The organism is Bryocella sp. (assembly GCF_058498515.1).
In genome coordinates this window covers 1-14079 of the sequence record NZ_JBMHYI010000054.1, presented here as the reverse complement: position 1 = coordinate 14079, position 14079 = coordinate 1, and the positions used below count along the sequence as shown (strand labels likewise).

At 61.9% G+C, this 14079-nt stretch carries 14 protein-coding genes, 1 tRNA gene and 1 pseudogene; 8 read left to right on the top strand and 8 right to left on the bottom strand.

Features of this window, described 5'->3' with window-relative positions:
* Together AC5E6W_RS16920 and AC5E6W_RS16915 are read right to left on the bottom strand one after the other, a co-directional pair.
* Nucleotides 1–459: pseudogene (locus AC5E6W_RS16920) on the bottom strand (hypothetical protein); the annotation flags it as partial.
* Nucleotides 456–1001 (bottom strand): sigma-70 family RNA polymerase sigma factor, encoded by a 546-nt coding sequence (locus AC5E6W_RS16915; RefSeq protein WP_491753505.1) that lies wholly within the window; start codon nt 999–1001, stop codon nt 456–458. The pseudogene AC5E6W_RS16920 and the gene AC5E6W_RS16915, both read right to left, overlap by 4 nt.
* Nucleotides 1002–1244: 243 nt before the next feature.
* Here AC5E6W_RS16915 and AC5E6W_RS16910 point away from each other — a divergent pair, with 243 nt between their 5' ends.
* From AC5E6W_RS16910 to AC5E6W_RS16895, 4 genes are all read left to right on the top strand, one after another.
* Entirely contained in the window at nt 1245–2012 is a 768-nt protein-coding gene (locus AC5E6W_RS16910) for a TlyA family RNA methyltransferase (protein ID WP_491753504.1), read from the top strand.
* A 24-nt stretch (nt 2013–2036) separates the two neighbouring features.
* Nucleotides 2037–2897, top strand: a complete 861-nt coding sequence (locus tag AC5E6W_RS16905; RefSeq protein ID WP_491753503.1) for an NAD(+)/NADH kinase — start codon at nt 2037–2039, stop codon at nt 2895–2897.
* Between the two features lie 84 nt (nt 2898–2981).
* The gene (locus AC5E6W_RS16900; RefSeq protein ID WP_491753502.1) at nt 2982–4592 is read left to right on the top strand and encodes an alpha/beta hydrolase; all 1611 of its coding nucleotides are present in this window, start codon (nt 2982–2984) and stop codon (nt 4590–4592) included.
* A 215-nt stretch (nt 4593–4807) separates the two neighbouring features.
* Nucleotides 4808–6286: a nitronate monooxygenase gene (locus AC5E6W_RS16895; protein ID WP_491753501.1), complete on the top strand. Its 1479-nt coding sequence runs from the start codon at nt 4808–4810 to the stop codon at nt 6284–6286.
* Between the two features lie 173 nt (nt 6287–6459).
* Here the strand turns inward: AC5E6W_RS16895 and feoB are convergent, their stop codons facing one another.
* The 6 genes from feoB to AC5E6W_RS16865 form a co-directional block, all read right to left on the bottom strand.
* Complete coding sequence (gene feoB, locus AC5E6W_RS16890; RefSeq protein WP_491753500.1) at nt 6460–8415, bottom strand: ferrous iron transport protein B; 1956 nt, start codon at nt 8413–8415, stop codon at nt 6460–6462.
* Nucleotides 8412–8678 (bottom strand): FeoA family protein, encoded by a 267-nt coding sequence (locus AC5E6W_RS16885; RefSeq protein WP_491753499.1) that lies wholly within the window; start codon nt 8676–8678, stop codon nt 8412–8414. The genes feoB and AC5E6W_RS16885 overlap by 4 nt, the downstream gene beginning before the upstream one ends.
* A gap of 160 nt (nt 8679–8838) precedes the next feature.
* A tRNA-Arg gene (locus AC5E6W_RS16880) sits at nt 8839–8915 on the bottom strand.
* 228 nt (nt 8916–9143) lie between these two features.
* Entirely contained in the window at nt 9144–9770 is a 627-nt protein-coding gene (locus AC5E6W_RS16875) for a DUF4126 domain-containing protein (RefSeq protein ID WP_491753498.1), read from the bottom strand.
* Nucleotides 9771–9791: 21 nt separating this feature from the next.
* The gene (locus tag AC5E6W_RS16870; protein ID WP_491753497.1) at nt 9792–10064 is read right to left on the bottom strand and encodes a hypothetical protein; all 273 of its coding nucleotides are present in this window, start codon (nt 10062–10064) and stop codon (nt 9792–9794) included.
* Nucleotides 10065–10266: 202 nt separating this feature from the next.
* On the bottom strand, nt 10267–10785 hold the full coding sequence (locus tag AC5E6W_RS16865; protein WP_491753496.1) for a TlpA family protein disulfide reductase: 519 nt from the start codon (nt 10783–10785) through the stop codon (nt 10267–10269).
* Between the two features lie 22 nt (nt 10786–10807).
* On the opposite strand from AC5E6W_RS16865, the gene AC5E6W_RS16860 reads away from it, so the two are divergent.
* The 4 genes from AC5E6W_RS16860 (at nt 10808) to folE (ending at nt 13918) form a co-directional block, all read left to right on the top strand.
* A complete protein-coding gene (locus AC5E6W_RS16860; RefSeq protein WP_491753495.1) occupies nt 10808–12022 on the top strand; it encodes a glycosyltransferase family 2 protein in 1215 nt (404 codons plus the stop codon).
* Between the two features lie 181 nt (nt 12023–12203).
* A complete protein-coding gene (locus tag AC5E6W_RS16855; RefSeq protein WP_491753494.1) occupies nt 12204–12620 on the top strand; it encodes a 6-pyruvoyl trahydropterin synthase family protein in 417 nt (138 codons plus the stop codon).
* Nucleotides 12617–13051 (top strand): 6-carboxytetrahydropterin synthase, encoded by a 435-nt coding sequence (locus AC5E6W_RS16850; RefSeq protein WP_491753493.1) that lies wholly within the window; start codon nt 12617–12619, stop codon nt 13049–13051. The genes AC5E6W_RS16855 and AC5E6W_RS16850 overlap by 4 nt, the downstream gene beginning before the upstream one ends.
* Nucleotides 13052–13216: 165 nt before the next feature.
* On the top strand, nt 13217–13918 hold the full coding sequence (gene folE / locus AC5E6W_RS16845; protein ID WP_491753492.1) for a GTP cyclohydrolase I FolE: 702 nt from the start codon (nt 13217–13219) through the stop codon (nt 13916–13918).
* The last annotated feature ends 161 nt before the right edge of the window (nt 13919–14079 follow it).

Sequence of the window (14079 nt, the reverse complement as noted above, 5' to 3'; positions counted from 1 at the left end):
CAGCACGCGGCCGCTCTTGCGAACGGGTTCTTCCGGTGCTTCGTAGCTGGCGAACATGCGGCTGCGGGAGTTCAAAATCGGCTCTTCCGGGGCGAAGGTCACGGGAGGCGGAGGTGGGATTGCGTCGAGCGGAAGCGTACGCTCGGGGGCGCGTTCCTGCACCTGCGGGCGTTCTTGTTGCTGCGGGCGCTCCTGTTGCTGCGGGCGCTCGATCGAAACGACCTTCTTTTCCTTGCTGACGCGCTTCATGAGACGTTCGCGGGCCAGTGCCGGTGGCGTGTGCAGCTCAGAGGTCATGGCGAAGACGGCCAAGTCGCCCTGCAGCGCGGCCAGCTCGTTGCGGCAGGCTTCGCAGTGCTCCAGGTGGGCGAGCGCGTCGTTCATCTCATCTTCTGAAAGGAGCTGCAGTGCGATCAACGCGAGGTCTTCCGGCGAAATATGATTGGCGGTGTTCATCATTGCATCCCCTTTCTCAGCGTCAGCAGCGCGCTGCGAATTCGTGTTTTTACTGTACCCAGAGGGTCGCCTGTCATTTCGGCGATCTCAGAGTGGGTGAGGCCATCGAAAAACGCCATTTCGAGCGTTTTGCGTTGTTCGGCGGGCAGCCTGGCAATGACGACCCGCGCTTTTTCCATCATCAAATTACGTTCGGCTTCATCACCCAGATTTCCGGGGGCCGGCAGGGACATTTCTTCGACGACTTCGGTCGGTTTCTTGCGCCGCAGGGAGTCAATGGCCCGGTTGCGGGTCACGACCGCGAGCCACCCACCCAGGGAGCCGCGTGTCGCGATAAATCCGTCCGGATTGCGCCAAACCTGCATGAAGATCTCCTGCAAAATATCCTCAGCAGAAGCAGCATCACGCATTACGCGCAGGGCCACGGAGTACACAATCCTGGAATACCGGTCGAACAGAGCAGCCATGGCCTGTTCTTCGCCGCGCTGTACCCGCGCCAGCAGAGCCGCGTCGTCGGGCGCGTTCTGGGTCGCTGTCGTCAGCACTTGATCGTCTCTATCCATAAATACGGTGTACGGGCCTAATCGGATTTCCGGCTTTCTTTCCGGGCAAATCTTGGTGAATCAGCAGTATCGCATCTTCGCAGAAAACTCGATGCAAGGGGGCTTCGTAAGTTCGATGCAAAAAGGCCGGACTGGTCTGGTCTAAAACGCTTCGCTGGGTAGTGTAACGGAAGTTGCGGCTTTTCCGCACGGGGAGCCGGAGTGTTTACGATATTCCTTAGATAGATGAAACTTCGACTCGATAAATTATTGGTAGAACGTGGGTTGGTCGGTTCGCGCGAGCGCGCGACGGCCATGATCCTGGCTGGGCGGGTGCTGGTCGCTGAGCAGAAATCCGACAAGCCTGGGCTCAGTGTTGAGGAAGATTCCGTGGTGCGGATACTGGGTGAGGACCTGAAGTTCGTGGGCCGGGGCGCGTTGAAGCTGGAACACGCGCTGGAAACGTGGGGGATTGCCGTGGAGGGATTGTCCTGCGCGGACATTGGAGCGTCGACGGGCGGTTTTACCGACTGCATGCTGCAGCGGGGGGCGAAGTCTGTGCTGGCGATCGACACAGGGTATGGGCAGATGGCGCACAAGCTGCGCGTGGATGAGCGCGTCAGCCTGATGGAGCGGACGAATGCGCGCCTGCTGACGCCGGGGCAGATTGCGGCGCAGGCGGTCGTTTTTTTTGCGATGGATGTGAGCTTCATTTCGGCGACGCTGGTGCTGCCGGCGGTGGTAGCTGCGCTGGCGGAGCAGGGAACGCGCTGGAAGGGGCAGGCGGTGGTGCTGGTGAAGCCGCAGTTCGAGGCGGGGCGGGAGAATGTGGGCAAGGGCGGGATCGTGCGCGATCCGGAAGCGCAGCAGTATGCGGTGGACCGTGTGCGCGAGGCTGTGGACGAGCTGGGCGGGGAGACGCTGGCTGTGATGGATTCGCCGATTCTGGGCATGGAAGGCAATCGCGAGTTCCTGCTGCATGCCGTGTTTGGCGCAGATAGCGCGTCGGCTTGACGCGGCTCAAGTAAACTACACATCATGCCCGTTGCCGCCATCATCTCGAAGCCGCAGAAGCCCGAACTGGAAGCCATTCTGCTGGAGCTGCTGGCGTGGCTTGAACCGCATGGCTTCAGCGCGTTGCTGGACCGCGAGAGTGCGAACTACCTTGGCAGGCCGGGCGATGCGATTGAGCGCGTCGAGATGCCGGAGCATGGGCCGGACATCGTGATTTCGCTGGGCGGCGATGGCACGCTGCTGTCTGCTGCGCGCGCGTTTGCGAAGACCAATACGCCCATCATCGGTGTGAACCTGGGGTCGCTGGGGTTTCTGACCGAAGTTCCGCTGACGGAGATGTATACGACGCTGGAGGCGTGGCTCGCCGGTAATGGGGTGAAGGACACGCGCTCACTGATGTGTACGGAGCTGCTGCGCGATGGGAAGATTTTTCGGCGCTGGGACGCGCTGAACGATGTGGTGATCGCCAAGGGCGCGATTGCGCGCATGGGCGCTTTCACGATTGAGCTGGATGGCGAGCTGGTTGCGGAGTTTCGGGCGGATGGTGTGATCGTGGCGACGCCGACCGGATCGACGGCGTACACGCTGGCGGCGAATGGGCCGATCCTGATTCCGAGTGTGGACGGCATGGTGTTGACGGCGATCTGTCCGCACCTGCTGACGATTCGGCCGATTGTGGTGCCGGGGGATGCGGAGATCTGCGTGGCGGTGGATGTGGTTCCGCATGAGACCTATCTGACGGTGGATGGGCAGGAGGCCGTGGAGCTGCTGCTGGGCGATGCGATTTATTGCCGGCGGTCGGAGCGGTCAGTGAAGCTGCTGCGGTTGCGACCGAACGGTCTCTTCAATGTGCTGCGGTCGAAGCTGAGCTGGGGCGAGCGGTAGGGGGTTCCACCGGCTGCGGGTTTCGTGTAGATTTCTGCTACCCGTTCAGCGGTGCCGTATCGCGGTCTTTGTGGAGAATTCCCGATGGATACGTGGAGCGAATCTCTTACGCTGGTGCAGCGTGCTCTGGTCGCCACGCTGCCAGAACTGCAGTCCCTGGAACAAGACAACTGGCTGGAGAAGACGCTTTACCTTCTGCTGCCGCATCCGTGGGACCGGGAAGTCTTTCTTAGCCTGCTTCTTCGTGAGCTCGCCAGCCGCGAGGAAGCTCTGTGGTTCGTAGCTCAGAACGTGCTCAGCGAGATGAGCTTCGGCACCACGACAGGGCGAGAGATGGTGCAACAGGTCGAGAGCCTGCTGACGAAGCCGGACCAAATTCTCGCCGATGTGTCCTTCGGGACCGTGCGCCGGACAAGGAAATCCGGCTGGTGGAAGCGGCCGACGTTCTCGCAGGAGTTGCAGGGACAAACCGAAGATATTGCCGACGTTCGGATTGAGCCTGCGATACAGGCGGAGATCGTTGCCTTGCCGGACTGGCCTGGGGTTTCAGCTCTGCCGCCAGCTGAGGAGCTCGGTGTTCTTGGATGGAATCTGCCCATTGCCGCTCCCGCGCCTGCGGTGAAGAACATCGGGAAGCTGGTGTCGCCCGGGCTCGAGGCGTTGGGGGCCAAGCTGGCGGCGAGGCCGTCGAACTTCTCTCATCCGTCCGGCTGGCCTGGTTCCACGGTCGTCCGTGTGTTCTACGCGACGGATCGTGAAGAAGAGGCAGGAACGAACAGTGATGTGCGATACAATAGCCGCCGCTCGAAGCAGGAAATTCTGCATTATGGCCGCTGTGAGGTCTCCATCCCGAAGGACCACACGCTGGGGAGACTCGAATCGTCGTCGATCCTGCGGCTGGAGTTTCGGCCGAACCGCGAGAAGCACATCGTGCTGGTGAAGACAGAGAGCCTTGCGGAAGAAGTCTTCTTTGGAGAGGTGAAGGCCGCGGTGGAAGGATCACCGGCAAAGGACGCTTTTGTCTTCGTGCATGGCTACAACGTGTCCTTCGAAGATGCCGCGCGGCGGATTGGGCAGATGACCTTCGACCTGAAGTTCGACGGAGCTCCGATCCTCTACAGCTGGCCGTCGCAGGGACTGGTGACGAATTACTTCGAGGATGAGACCTCAATCATCTGGACGACAGAGCATCTGGAGCGATTCCTGCTCCTGCTTACGCAGAGCAGCGGTGCGGAGCGGATTCATCTTATCGTTCACAGCATGGGCAATCGCGCTGTATGCGATGCCCTGAAGGCGATGAACGGGAGGCTTAGCGGCTCTCTGAAGTTCGAGCACCTGATGCTGGCCGCTCCCGATATCGACGCGGATACATTCGAGCAGGTCTCAATCGCGCTGCGAACGATATCCGGCCGTGTGACGCTGTACGAGTCGTCGAATGACAAGGCGATCCGAGCCTCGAGGAAGATTCATGGAAGGCCGCGTGCGGGAGAGCCGCTGCTGGTGCTGGAGGGCGTCGATACGGTGGATGTCTCTGCGATCGACACGGATTTTCTCGGGCACTCCTACTTCAGCGACACCTTTCCGCTACTCTCCGACATGCATGCGCTGATCGCGAACGACGAAGCTCCTGCGAAGCGAGTGGGGCTGAGAGAACAAGAGCAGAACGGCCGAAAGTATTACGTCTTTCAGTCGTAGGAGCGGGTAGGCTGCATGCGGGGCGCTTTATCGGCTCATGGCGGCCCGCCGCGACGAAGAGCTGGCGCAGTGATGTGCATCACTATGCTCCTCCGACGCCAGTGCTATCCCTGAAGATGGAGAGCTTTGTCTCTCTCGCGTTACACCTCCGCATGGAGCGCGGTGTTACAAAACTGCGACATGCGGATAGGGAATACAGGCGAAGAATTGAGTTCATGATGAACGAATATCCCGTGATCATTCAGGGTGGTATGGGTGCAGGCGTGTCGAGTTGGCAGCTTGCGCAGGCGGTATCGAAGCGTGGACAACTTGGGGTCGTCTCCGGCACTGCGCTGGACCAGATCCTGGCTCGACGGCTACAGGATGGCGATCCGAATGGGGACCTGCGGCGTGCGCTGCGGGCGTTTCCATTTCCTGCGATGGCCGAGCGTGTGGAGCGCGAGTGGTTCATCGAGGGCGGACGGGCGAAGGATGTGCCGTACCGCGGAGCGCCGCTGCTGGGCCGGGATAACTCGCGGGCTTCGATGGAGCTTTGCATCGTCAGCAACTTTGTCGAGGTGTATCTCGCGAGCCAGGGTCATGACAATCCTGTGGGGATTAATTACCTGGAGAAGATCCAGGCAGCGCACTTGCCGACGATGTACGGTGCGATGCTGGCGGGCGTGAGCTACATCATCATGGGCGCGGGGATTCCGCTGCGGATTCCGGGGGTGCTGGATGGCCTGGCGCAACATCATGCGGTGGAGTATCCGATCCATGTGATTGGGGCGCAGGAGGGCGACGATATGGTCGCGCGCTTCGATCCGAGCGAATACATGGAGGGTGATCCCGGGCCGCTGAGGCGGCCGATGTTCCTGCCCATTGTTTCGTCGTACACGCTGGCGGCGACGATGTTGAAGAAGGCCAATGGCGTGGTGAACGGGCTGGTGCTGGAGATGAGCCGTGCAGGTGGGCATAACGCTCCGCCGCGGGGCAAGATGCAGCTGACGGTGACCGGCGAGCCGATCTATGGCGAGCGCGACACGATCGACCTGGCGAAGATCCGCGAGCTGGACGTGCCATTCTGGCTTGCCGGAGGCTACGGAAGCGCGGAGGGCCTGCGTGAGGCTCTGGCTGAAGGTGCGCAAGGGATCCAGGTGGGAACGGCGTTCGAGTTCGCGAACGAGTCGGGGCTGGAGGCTGGCCTGAGAGCTCGTCTGCTGGAGCGGTCGGTTGAGGGTATCGCGGAGGTCTTTACCGATCCCGTGGCGTCGCCGACAGGGTTTCCGTTCAAGGTGGCGAGGCTGGAGGGAACGGGCTCTGAGATCGACACGAGCGGTGCTCGGCCACGGATCTGCGACCTGGGTTTTTTGCGGGAGCCGTATCGGCTGGAGGATGGCGGGATTGGCTATCGGTGCTCGGCCGAGCCGGTGAGTGTGTATCTCTCCAAAGGCGGCAAGGTGGAGGATACTGTTGGCCGCAAGTGCCTTTGCAATGGCTTGCTGGCGAACATTGGGCTGGCGCAGATTCGGAACGGGAATCGCGTGGAGCCGGCGCTGGTGACGGCGGGCGATGATCTGACGCGGGTGTGGGAGTTTCTGCGGCCAGGCGAGACGAGCTATACGGCGGCGGATGTGATCGACGAGCTGCTAACGGGGACTGGAGCGATGGCGGAAGCAGTGCCGGAGCTTGAGCCTGTTTGTGCGGTGAAGTAGTTCAGGGATTTGTACGGGAGGGCTTCAGACGTTGGGGGATTTCTCCCTACGGCTGAAGTCCCTTTTTTGTGACCTGAAATGCCGGTTGGGGCGTTTCTTCTGTAGAGGTGTGAGGTCGCGAGGTAAGAGCCAGGAGCGAGGTTCGCTTGGGCGATGTCCTGTGGGCTTCCGACTTAGCCAAAGATGTGGCTGACGACGATGTTGGTGACCAGGGCGGCGGTGTAGGCGACGATCGTCATGTAGGCGAACTGGATGGCGGGCCACTTCCAGCTGTTGGTCTCGCGGCGGACGACGGCTAAGGTCGAGGTGCACTGCATCGCGAAGGCGAAGAATACGACCAGGGCGACGGCTCCGCCGAGGGTCATGTCATGCCGTAGCGCGGCCTGCAGGCCTTCCGCGTGGGTGGCGGGATCGACGCCGTAGAGCGTGCCGAGGGTGCCGACGATGACTTCGCGGGCGACGATGGAGCTGAGCAGGCCGATGCCGATCTTCCAGTTGAAGCCGAGCGGGCGGATGACGGGCTCGATGAAGTGGCCGATGTGTCCGATGATGCTGGTGGTGAGATCGGCGAAGGCGAGGCGGCCATCGGCGTGATGGATGGGGAGGACGCTAAGGAGCCAGACCAGGAAGGTGCAGGCCAGGATGATGGTGCCGGCCTTCTTGAGGAAGAGCTTGGCGCGGTCGTAGAGGCGGAGCGTGAGCGAGCGGGGCGTGGGCCAGCGGTACTGCGGCAGCTCGAGGATGAAGGGAGCGTTGGAGGCCTTCATGACGCGGGAGTTGAGCAGGCGCGCGGTGATGAGCGCGGCGAGGAAGCCGATGACGTAGAGGCTCAGCATGACCATGGCACGCAGGCCAAGCAGGCCACCCAGGAACATGTGGTTGGGGATGAAGGCGGCGATGATCAGCGTGTAGATGGGCAGGCGCGCCGAGCAGGTCATGAACGGGGCGATGAGGATGGTGGCGAGGCGCTCGCGCTTGTTCTCGATGGTGCGCGTGGCCATGATGGCGGGCACGGCGCAGGCGTAGGCGGAAAGCAGCGGAATGAAGGCCTTGCCGTTGAGGCCGATGGCGCGCATGAGGCGGTCGGCGATGAGGGCGGCACGGGCGAGGTAGCCGGAGTCTTCGAGGATCCCGATGAAGAGGAAGAGCAGAAGGATCTGGGGCAGGAAGACGAGCACGGACTGGACGCCGTTCCACAGGCCATCGCGGAGCAGGGCTCGGAGCCAGTTGTCGGGGAGGAGCAGTGCGACGTGGGCGCCGAGCTTGGTGAGGAGCTCGCCGAGGCCGTCGGAGAGTGGCTGGCCGAGGGTAAAGACCACCTGGAAGACGGCGAAGACGACGGCGAGGAAGATCAGCGGGCCCCAGACGCGGTCGAGCAGGACCGAGTCGAGACGGCGCGACCACATGGAAGCCTTGGGGGACTGGTACGCCGAGCGCTGGGTGACTTGCGAGGCCCAGGAGCGGCAGCTGGCGGCGGACTGCAGGATGGGAAGCTGCACGGGGCGGAGGCCGTCGTCGAGTTTGGCTCCGGCGCGGAGCAGGAAGTCGGGGATGACGTCGAGGTTGGTGCCTTCGGCGGCAGAGATGAGGGCGACGGGGTGGCCGAGCTCCTTGGCGAGGGCGAGGGTGTCGACCTTGCCGCCGCGGTCCTCGAGCTGGTCGGCCATGTTGAGCAGGACCAGCGTCGGCAGGCCGATGGAGAAGACGGGCGCGGCCAGCATGAGCTGGCGATTCATGTGGGTCGAATCGAGGACCAGGAGGACGACGTCGGGCTTGGGGACGCCGGGCATCTTGCCGGTGAGGACGTCGACGGCGACGCGGGCATCCTCGGAGTAGGTGGCGAGGGAGTAGATGCCGGGGAGGTCGATGAGCGTGAGGTCGGGGCGGCCGATGGCCTTCATCCGGCCGGAGTGGTGATCGACCGTGACGCCGGGGTAGTTGGCAGTCTTCTGGCGGAGGCCGGTGAGACGGTTGAAGAGCGTGGACTTGCCGCAGTTAGGGGGGCCGATGAGGGCGATGGTGCGGAGCTTGACCGTCTGCTTGACGGGCGCGCCGTTGGGGCCGATGAGGTCGGGAAGCTGGACGTCGTCCGGAGCGTCGGCGAGGGCAGTGGGGGTGTGACAGCTCACGCTACGACCTCTTCCTCGGTGGGGGCATCCTCGATGACAGTCATGAAGATGTGGCGCGCGGTATCGTTGCGCAGGCCAACTTCCACACCATCAATGCGGTAGACGCGGGGATCGCCGGCTGGAGCGCGGCGGAGGATCTCTACCTCGGCGCCTGGGAGGAATCCCAGGTGGGCGATGTAATGGCTGATGTCATGGGGCAGATCGACGTTATCGACCACTCCATGGCTTCCAACTTTCGCGTCACTCAGAGCGGTCACCGGCATATGCGACTAACTCAGTCCAAGTTCTACTATACGCGTCTGACTGGGGATGTCCAGTGACGGAAAGCACACCTGGGAACTGGTCCGGGGATGAGATGTGGGGAAGGGGGTGTTGGTCGCGCTTGCCTCAACCTTTGTGCAAAATTTCGGGTGAGGAAAAGTATGGTGCGCCCGGAAGGAGTCGAACCTCCGACCTTTTGGTTCGTAGCCAAACGCTCTATCCAGCTGAGCTACGGGCGCACATTGCAGGGAAGCAAGCGCAACTCATTCAGAGTATCAAGAGAGGGCGAGTTGATCAACCCTTGGAGGGGGTTGGTTGTGGAAGAAGTGCCACGGATTTTGTGCGAGCTGCGGGGTCGCAGATTCTAACGTGTGGCAGCATGAACGGTCCCTCAGCGGCTAAAGCCACATATTTTCGGGACCTCTTTATGTCACCCCTGAAGGGGTGACCTACCGTTCGTGAGGGGTCTACTTCATGAGTGTCGATACGGGGCTGGGTGTGTTCCAGCGCTGGCGGAGGGATTGGATCTGGCGGCGGAGGGAGACGAAGATCCAGCGGCTGAGCACAACGACGACGATGGTGGCGATGGCTACGGCGGTGGCTGCGGTGTAGGGATGCTTCGTTGCGACCCAGGTGAGGACGATGGCGGCGACGTCCTCGGAGGAGCTGAGGGCGATGTTGGAGAAGGGCTCGGGTGAGGCGCTGACGCCTACGCGTGCACCGGTCTTGGCGGTGTGCGCGATGGCGGCTACGAGGCCGGCTGCTACCGTGACGAGGAGCTGCATCTGGGGTGTGAGGGCGGCGGAGGCTCGCCAGGCCATGAGCGCGGCGACGGGGATGCGCACGAAGGTGTGCACGGCATTCCAGAGGAGATCGAAGTAGGGGATCTTGTCGGCGAACAGCTCGATGAAGAAGAGGGTGAGGCTGGCGGCGATGATCCAGGTGTCGGCGAGGCCGGTGATGCCGATCGGCAGCGCGATGACGTGAAAGCGGCCGAGGAGGCCGAGGGTCGCGACGGTGGCGTAGGTGTTGAGGCCGGCGGCGAAGCTGACCGCGACGAGGAAGGACACGAGAGAGCTGGGGTCGAAGCTCATGCGTGTTACCTCTGGGACAATTTAGCTTGCAGCTGGAGCGGCGACGGGCTCGGGTACCGGCTGGGGTGGGAGCAGGGAGACTTCGCCGGTGAGAGTGAGGCCGGTGCGGCGGAGGAGCTGATGGACGCCGGCTTCGGTGAGGCGGGTGGCGTCGTACTCGAGGCGCACGGTTTTGGCGGCTTCGTCCACGGTGAGCTTGCGGATGCCGTAGACCTCGCGGATGCGGCCCAGGGCCATGGCGACGGCTTCACTGGGCGGCGCGCTGAAGCTGTACATCACGTCTAGCTGTGTCATGGGTTGATTTTAGCAGCGGGTGCAGAGCTCGCGGCGGACGAGATTGACTCAGGAGCTCAAGCCAACTGCCGACGAAGCATCAACGTACGAGCTAGCTCGTCCCCTCAACGCATTGCCTCAGCGGCTGAAGCCGCATTGTGGTCACTATCCTTATGGCGGGACTGAAGTCCCGCCCTGACAAAACGGGAAAGGTTCAGGGCCTCTAGGCGGCGAGGCGCTTTAGGTAGCCTTCGATCTCGGGGCTGGTCCAGACCTGGGCGCCGATGAATTTTCGGCGGACGATGCCTTGCTTGTCGATGACGTAGGTTTCGGGGAAGCGGAAGCTGCCGTAGAGGGCGTTGGATTTCTGCTGCTGATCGAAGAGAGACAGGATGGTGATGGGATGGCGCTGGAGCCAGGCGCGGTAGTCGGCGGGGTCCTGCTGGCTGGCGATGCCGATGACGTGAACTTCGGGGAGGTCGCGCTGCATGCGCTGGAGGCTGGGCATCTCCTCGATGCAAGGGCCGCACCAGGTGGCCCAGAAGCTGAGAACGATGACCTGGCCGTGGAGCTGGTTGAGGTCGATGGCGTTCTGGCCGTCGTTGAGAGCGAACATGGGGGCAGGCTGGTCGAGCTGACCGGGCTTCACGGAGCGATCGCAGCCAGTCGCGGAGACAAGCGCGCCGATCGCGATGAGGAGGGCGGTGTTGCGGAGGCGGCGGAATCGGTCTCGACGGGTCATGCAGTTTCTATAATACGAGTCTGTGAAGGACGATCCCAATTCGGCAAGGCGGGAGAGTGCAACGAAGGCGATTGAGTCTTCAGCTCTGAGCGGGGAGCCTTCAGTCAAGCCGAAGGCGCAGGAGTTCAGCGCGGTGCTGGGGTTGCCGGTGGATGATGAGACGCTGCGGGTGGCTGCAGCTTTGGCCAGTGTGTATCCGGAGCCTACGCTGGACCTGACGGTGATCATTCCGGCGCGGAACGAAGAGCGAAATCTTCCGGCTTGCCTGGAGTCGCTGCTGGGGCAGAACGACAGGTTCTTTGCGCTGGATCAGGATTGGGAGCTGCTGATCGTCGACGATGGCTCGACCGATGGGACGCCACGCATTGCGCGGGAGGCGGCGGCTGGCGCTGTGGGGATTCGGGTGATCCGGCCGCCGGCTTTGGATACGAAGTTGTTTACAGGGAAATCGAATGCTTGCTGGACGGCGGCGACGCAGGCGCGGGGACGATGGCTGCTGTTCACGGATGCGGACACGATTCATGAGCCGAGCGATTTGATCCACGCGTTGCATGAGGCGAAGAAACACAAGGCAGCGATGCTGAGCTACTCGCCGAAGCAGATTGTGCGCGGGTTCTGGCAGCGGGCGCTGATGCCGCTGGTGTTTTCGGAACTGGCGAGTGTGTATCCGATGAAGCAGGTGAACGATCCTGCGAGCAAGCTTGCGGCGGCCAATGGGCAGTTCCTGATGGTGGAGCGCGAGGCGTACTTTGCGATCGGCGGGCACAAGGCGGTGGGGAACTCGGTGCTGGAGGATGTGGACCTGGCGTTCAACCTCAAGCGGTCGAAGAGGGCGCTGCGGTTTCGCTATGCTCCCGATGCGGTGAGCACGAAGATGTATGGCGGCTTCGTGGACATGGTGGAGGGATGGACGAAGAATCTCGCGCTGCTGTTTCCTCATGCGCTGCGGCTGGCGGCGTGGAGGATGCTGGATATTGCGCTGCTCTTGCTGCCGCTGGTGCTGTTGGTGATGCCGCTGCTGGAGTGGTGGAAGGTGGCGGTGATCTGGCTGCTTTGGGTGCGGACGATCTTCCGGTTCCTGGGACGGGTGCGACGGTCGAACTTTCCGATGGTGGATTGCGTGCTGTCGGTGTTCGCGCTGCCGTTGTTCGTGGTGTTGTTGGTGCGGAGCTGGATGAAGCACCATTTGTTTCACCAGGTGGAGTGGAAGGGGAGAGAGTACCGGGTGAGGGAGTGAATAGTGGGGTAAAGCAGTGAATAGTGAATAGTGAAGAAAGACAGGGCTCGGGTTCGTCCGCGCATCCGGGACGGTGGCTGACGCATCGAAACCACAGGAGCTGGAGCACTTACACTGAGACCGCACGGTATTTCTTCACTATTCACTACTCACTAGTCACTTCACTACTCACTGGCCTGACATGATTCTGCTGACCCGCAAAGCCGAGTTTTCTTCTGCCCACTTTTACTGGAACGACGCGTGGACCGCGGCGGAGAACGAGCGCGTGTTTGGCAAGTGCTCGAACCGCAATGGGCATGGGCACAACTACACGCTCGAGGTGACGGTTGCGGGGGAGATCGATCCGCAGACGGGGTTTGTGGTGGACCTTAAGGAGCTGAAGGACATTCTCGAGCGGGAGGTGGTGAGTGTGTATGACCATCGCCACCTGAACTACGAGGTGCCGGAGTTTGTGCACGCGGTTCCGACGACGGAGAACATGGCGGTAGCGATCTGGCGGCGGCTGGATGGGAAGATTCCGCACGCGAAGCTGCACCGGGTGCGGGTGTACGAGATGCCGGACCTGTTTGCGGACTACTATGGCGAGGTCATGCTGTGAGCGCTGCGACTCCTGTGGCTCACTTTGGGCGGCGGTATCACTTCTCGGCGTCGCACCGGCTGCATTGCGAGGATCTCTCGGAGGAGCGCAATCGCGAGGTGTTTGGGAAGTGCAACAACCCGTATGGGCATGGGCACAACTATGTGGTCGAGGTGATTCTGGCGGGGCCGATTGAGGCGGCTACCGGGATGGTGACGAATCTTGCGGACCTGGATGCGTTTGCGGCTCGGGAGTTGATTGCGCGATTCGACCACCAGAATTTGAATATGCTGCCGGAGTTTGCAGCGAAGGTTTCGACTACGGAGAATCTTGCGGTGCGGGTGTGGAATCTATTTGTGGACTATCCCCATGCGCGGTTGAAGACGGTTCGCGTGGAAGAGACGGGGAACAATTCGTTTGAGTATTTTGGCGGGGCGTTGGAACTCCCCTGAGGGTTTTTGATCGACGAGCGGAGGGCGTACCTCAGCGGCCAAAGCCGGATTGGTTCCCGCGGAGTTTGTCACGGCTGAAGACGTGACCTGCCGTTCGTGTCGCTGGAACAGAATCTCTCTGGGAATGCGATCCATTTCAGGTTTAGGCCATTAGAGGAAGTATTGATGACGACGAAGATTCACGACACTACGATTCCCAGTTCGAATGGCAAGGGTTCTCTGACGAATGGCTCTTTGGGGGATGTCTCCTTGAGCGATGTGGAGGTAGCGGCGCTAACGGCGCATTCGGGGCTGGCGAAGCCGTTGGGCGAGGCGTCGACGCAGGAGATCTATGCGGAGTTGCTGCGTCGGTTCGATGAGGATCCTACTCGCGATGGGCTGTTGAAGACGCCGGAGCGGGTGGAGAAGTCGATGGCGTTTTTGACGCAGGGATACCACCAGTCGATTGAGCAGGTGCTGCATGGGGCGTTGTTCGACGTGGATTACGACGAGATGGTGGTAGTGAAGGACATTGAGTTTTACTCGCTGTGCGAGCACCACATGCTGCCGTTCTTCGGCAAGGCGCATGTGGCGTACCTGCCGCAGGGCAAGGTGGTGGGGCTGAGCAAGATTCCACGGATTATTGATGTGTTTGCTCGGCGGCTGCAGGTGCAGGAGCGGATGACGCAGCAGATCGCGGAGGCGATTGAGGATGCCATTGCGCCGCAGGGCGTGGGGGTCGTGCTCGAGGGCCAGCACCTGTGCATGATGATGCGGGGCGTGGAGAAGCAGAGTTCGTGGACGACGACGAGTGCGATGCGGGGGGTGTTCAAGACGCAGATGCAGACGCGGAGCGAGTTCTTGTCGTTGGTGCGGCCGCATCGGTAGGGCGGTTCTCCGTTCTCCGTTGTTGAGGGCGGTCCTCAGCAGCTAAACGACTACCGGCTGAAAGCCGGTAGGTTGGGGTTGCGACTGGAAGTCGCCTGAGTGCGGCTGAAGCCGCCTGCAAGGCTTCCGGCTGAGAGCCGGCTTAAGGCTCGGTGGGCGCG

What these genes read in the sequence shown, in the direction of transcription:
- AC5E6W_RS16910 (WP_491753504.1), top strand. Translation starts at nt 1,245, where the DNA reads ATGAAACTTCGACTCGATAAATTATTGGTAGAACGTGGGTTGGTCGGT.
- AC5E6W_RS16905 (WP_491753503.1), top strand. Translation starts at nt 2,037, where the DNA reads ATGCCCGTTGCCGCCATCATCTCGAAGCCGCAGAAGCCCGAACTGGAA.
- AC5E6W_RS16900 (WP_491753502.1), top strand. Translation starts at nt 2,982, where the DNA reads ATGGATACGTGGAGCGAATCTCTTACGCTGGTGCAGCGTGCTCTGGTC.
- AC5E6W_RS16895 (WP_491753501.1), top strand. Translation starts at nt 4,808, where the DNA reads ATGATGAACGAATATCCCGTGATCATTCAGGGTGGTATGGGTGCAGGC.
- AC5E6W_RS16885 (WP_491753499.1), bottom strand. Translation starts at nt 8,678, where the DNA reads ATGCCGGTGACCGCTCTGAGTGACGCGAAAGTTGGAAGCCATGGAGTG.
- AC5E6W_RS16875 (WP_491753498.1), bottom strand. Translation starts at nt 9,770, where the DNA reads ATGAGCTTCGACCCCAGCTCTCTCGTGTCCTTCCTCGTCGCGGTCAGC.
- AC5E6W_RS16870 (WP_491753497.1), bottom strand. Translation starts at nt 10,064, where the DNA reads ATGACACAGCTAGACGTGATGTACAGCTTCAGCGCGCCGCCCAGTGAA.
- AC5E6W_RS16865 (WP_491753496.1), bottom strand. Translation starts at nt 10,785, where the DNA reads ATGACCCGTCGAGACCGATTCCGCCGCCTCCGCAACACCGCCCTCCTC.
- AC5E6W_RS16855 (WP_491753494.1), top strand. Translation starts at nt 12,204, where the DNA reads ATGATTCTGCTGACCCGCAAAGCCGAGTTTTCTTCTGCCCACTTTTAC.
- folE (WP_491753492.1), top strand. Translation starts at nt 13,217, where the DNA reads ATGACGACGAAGATTCACGACACTACGATTCCCAGTTCGAATGGCAAG.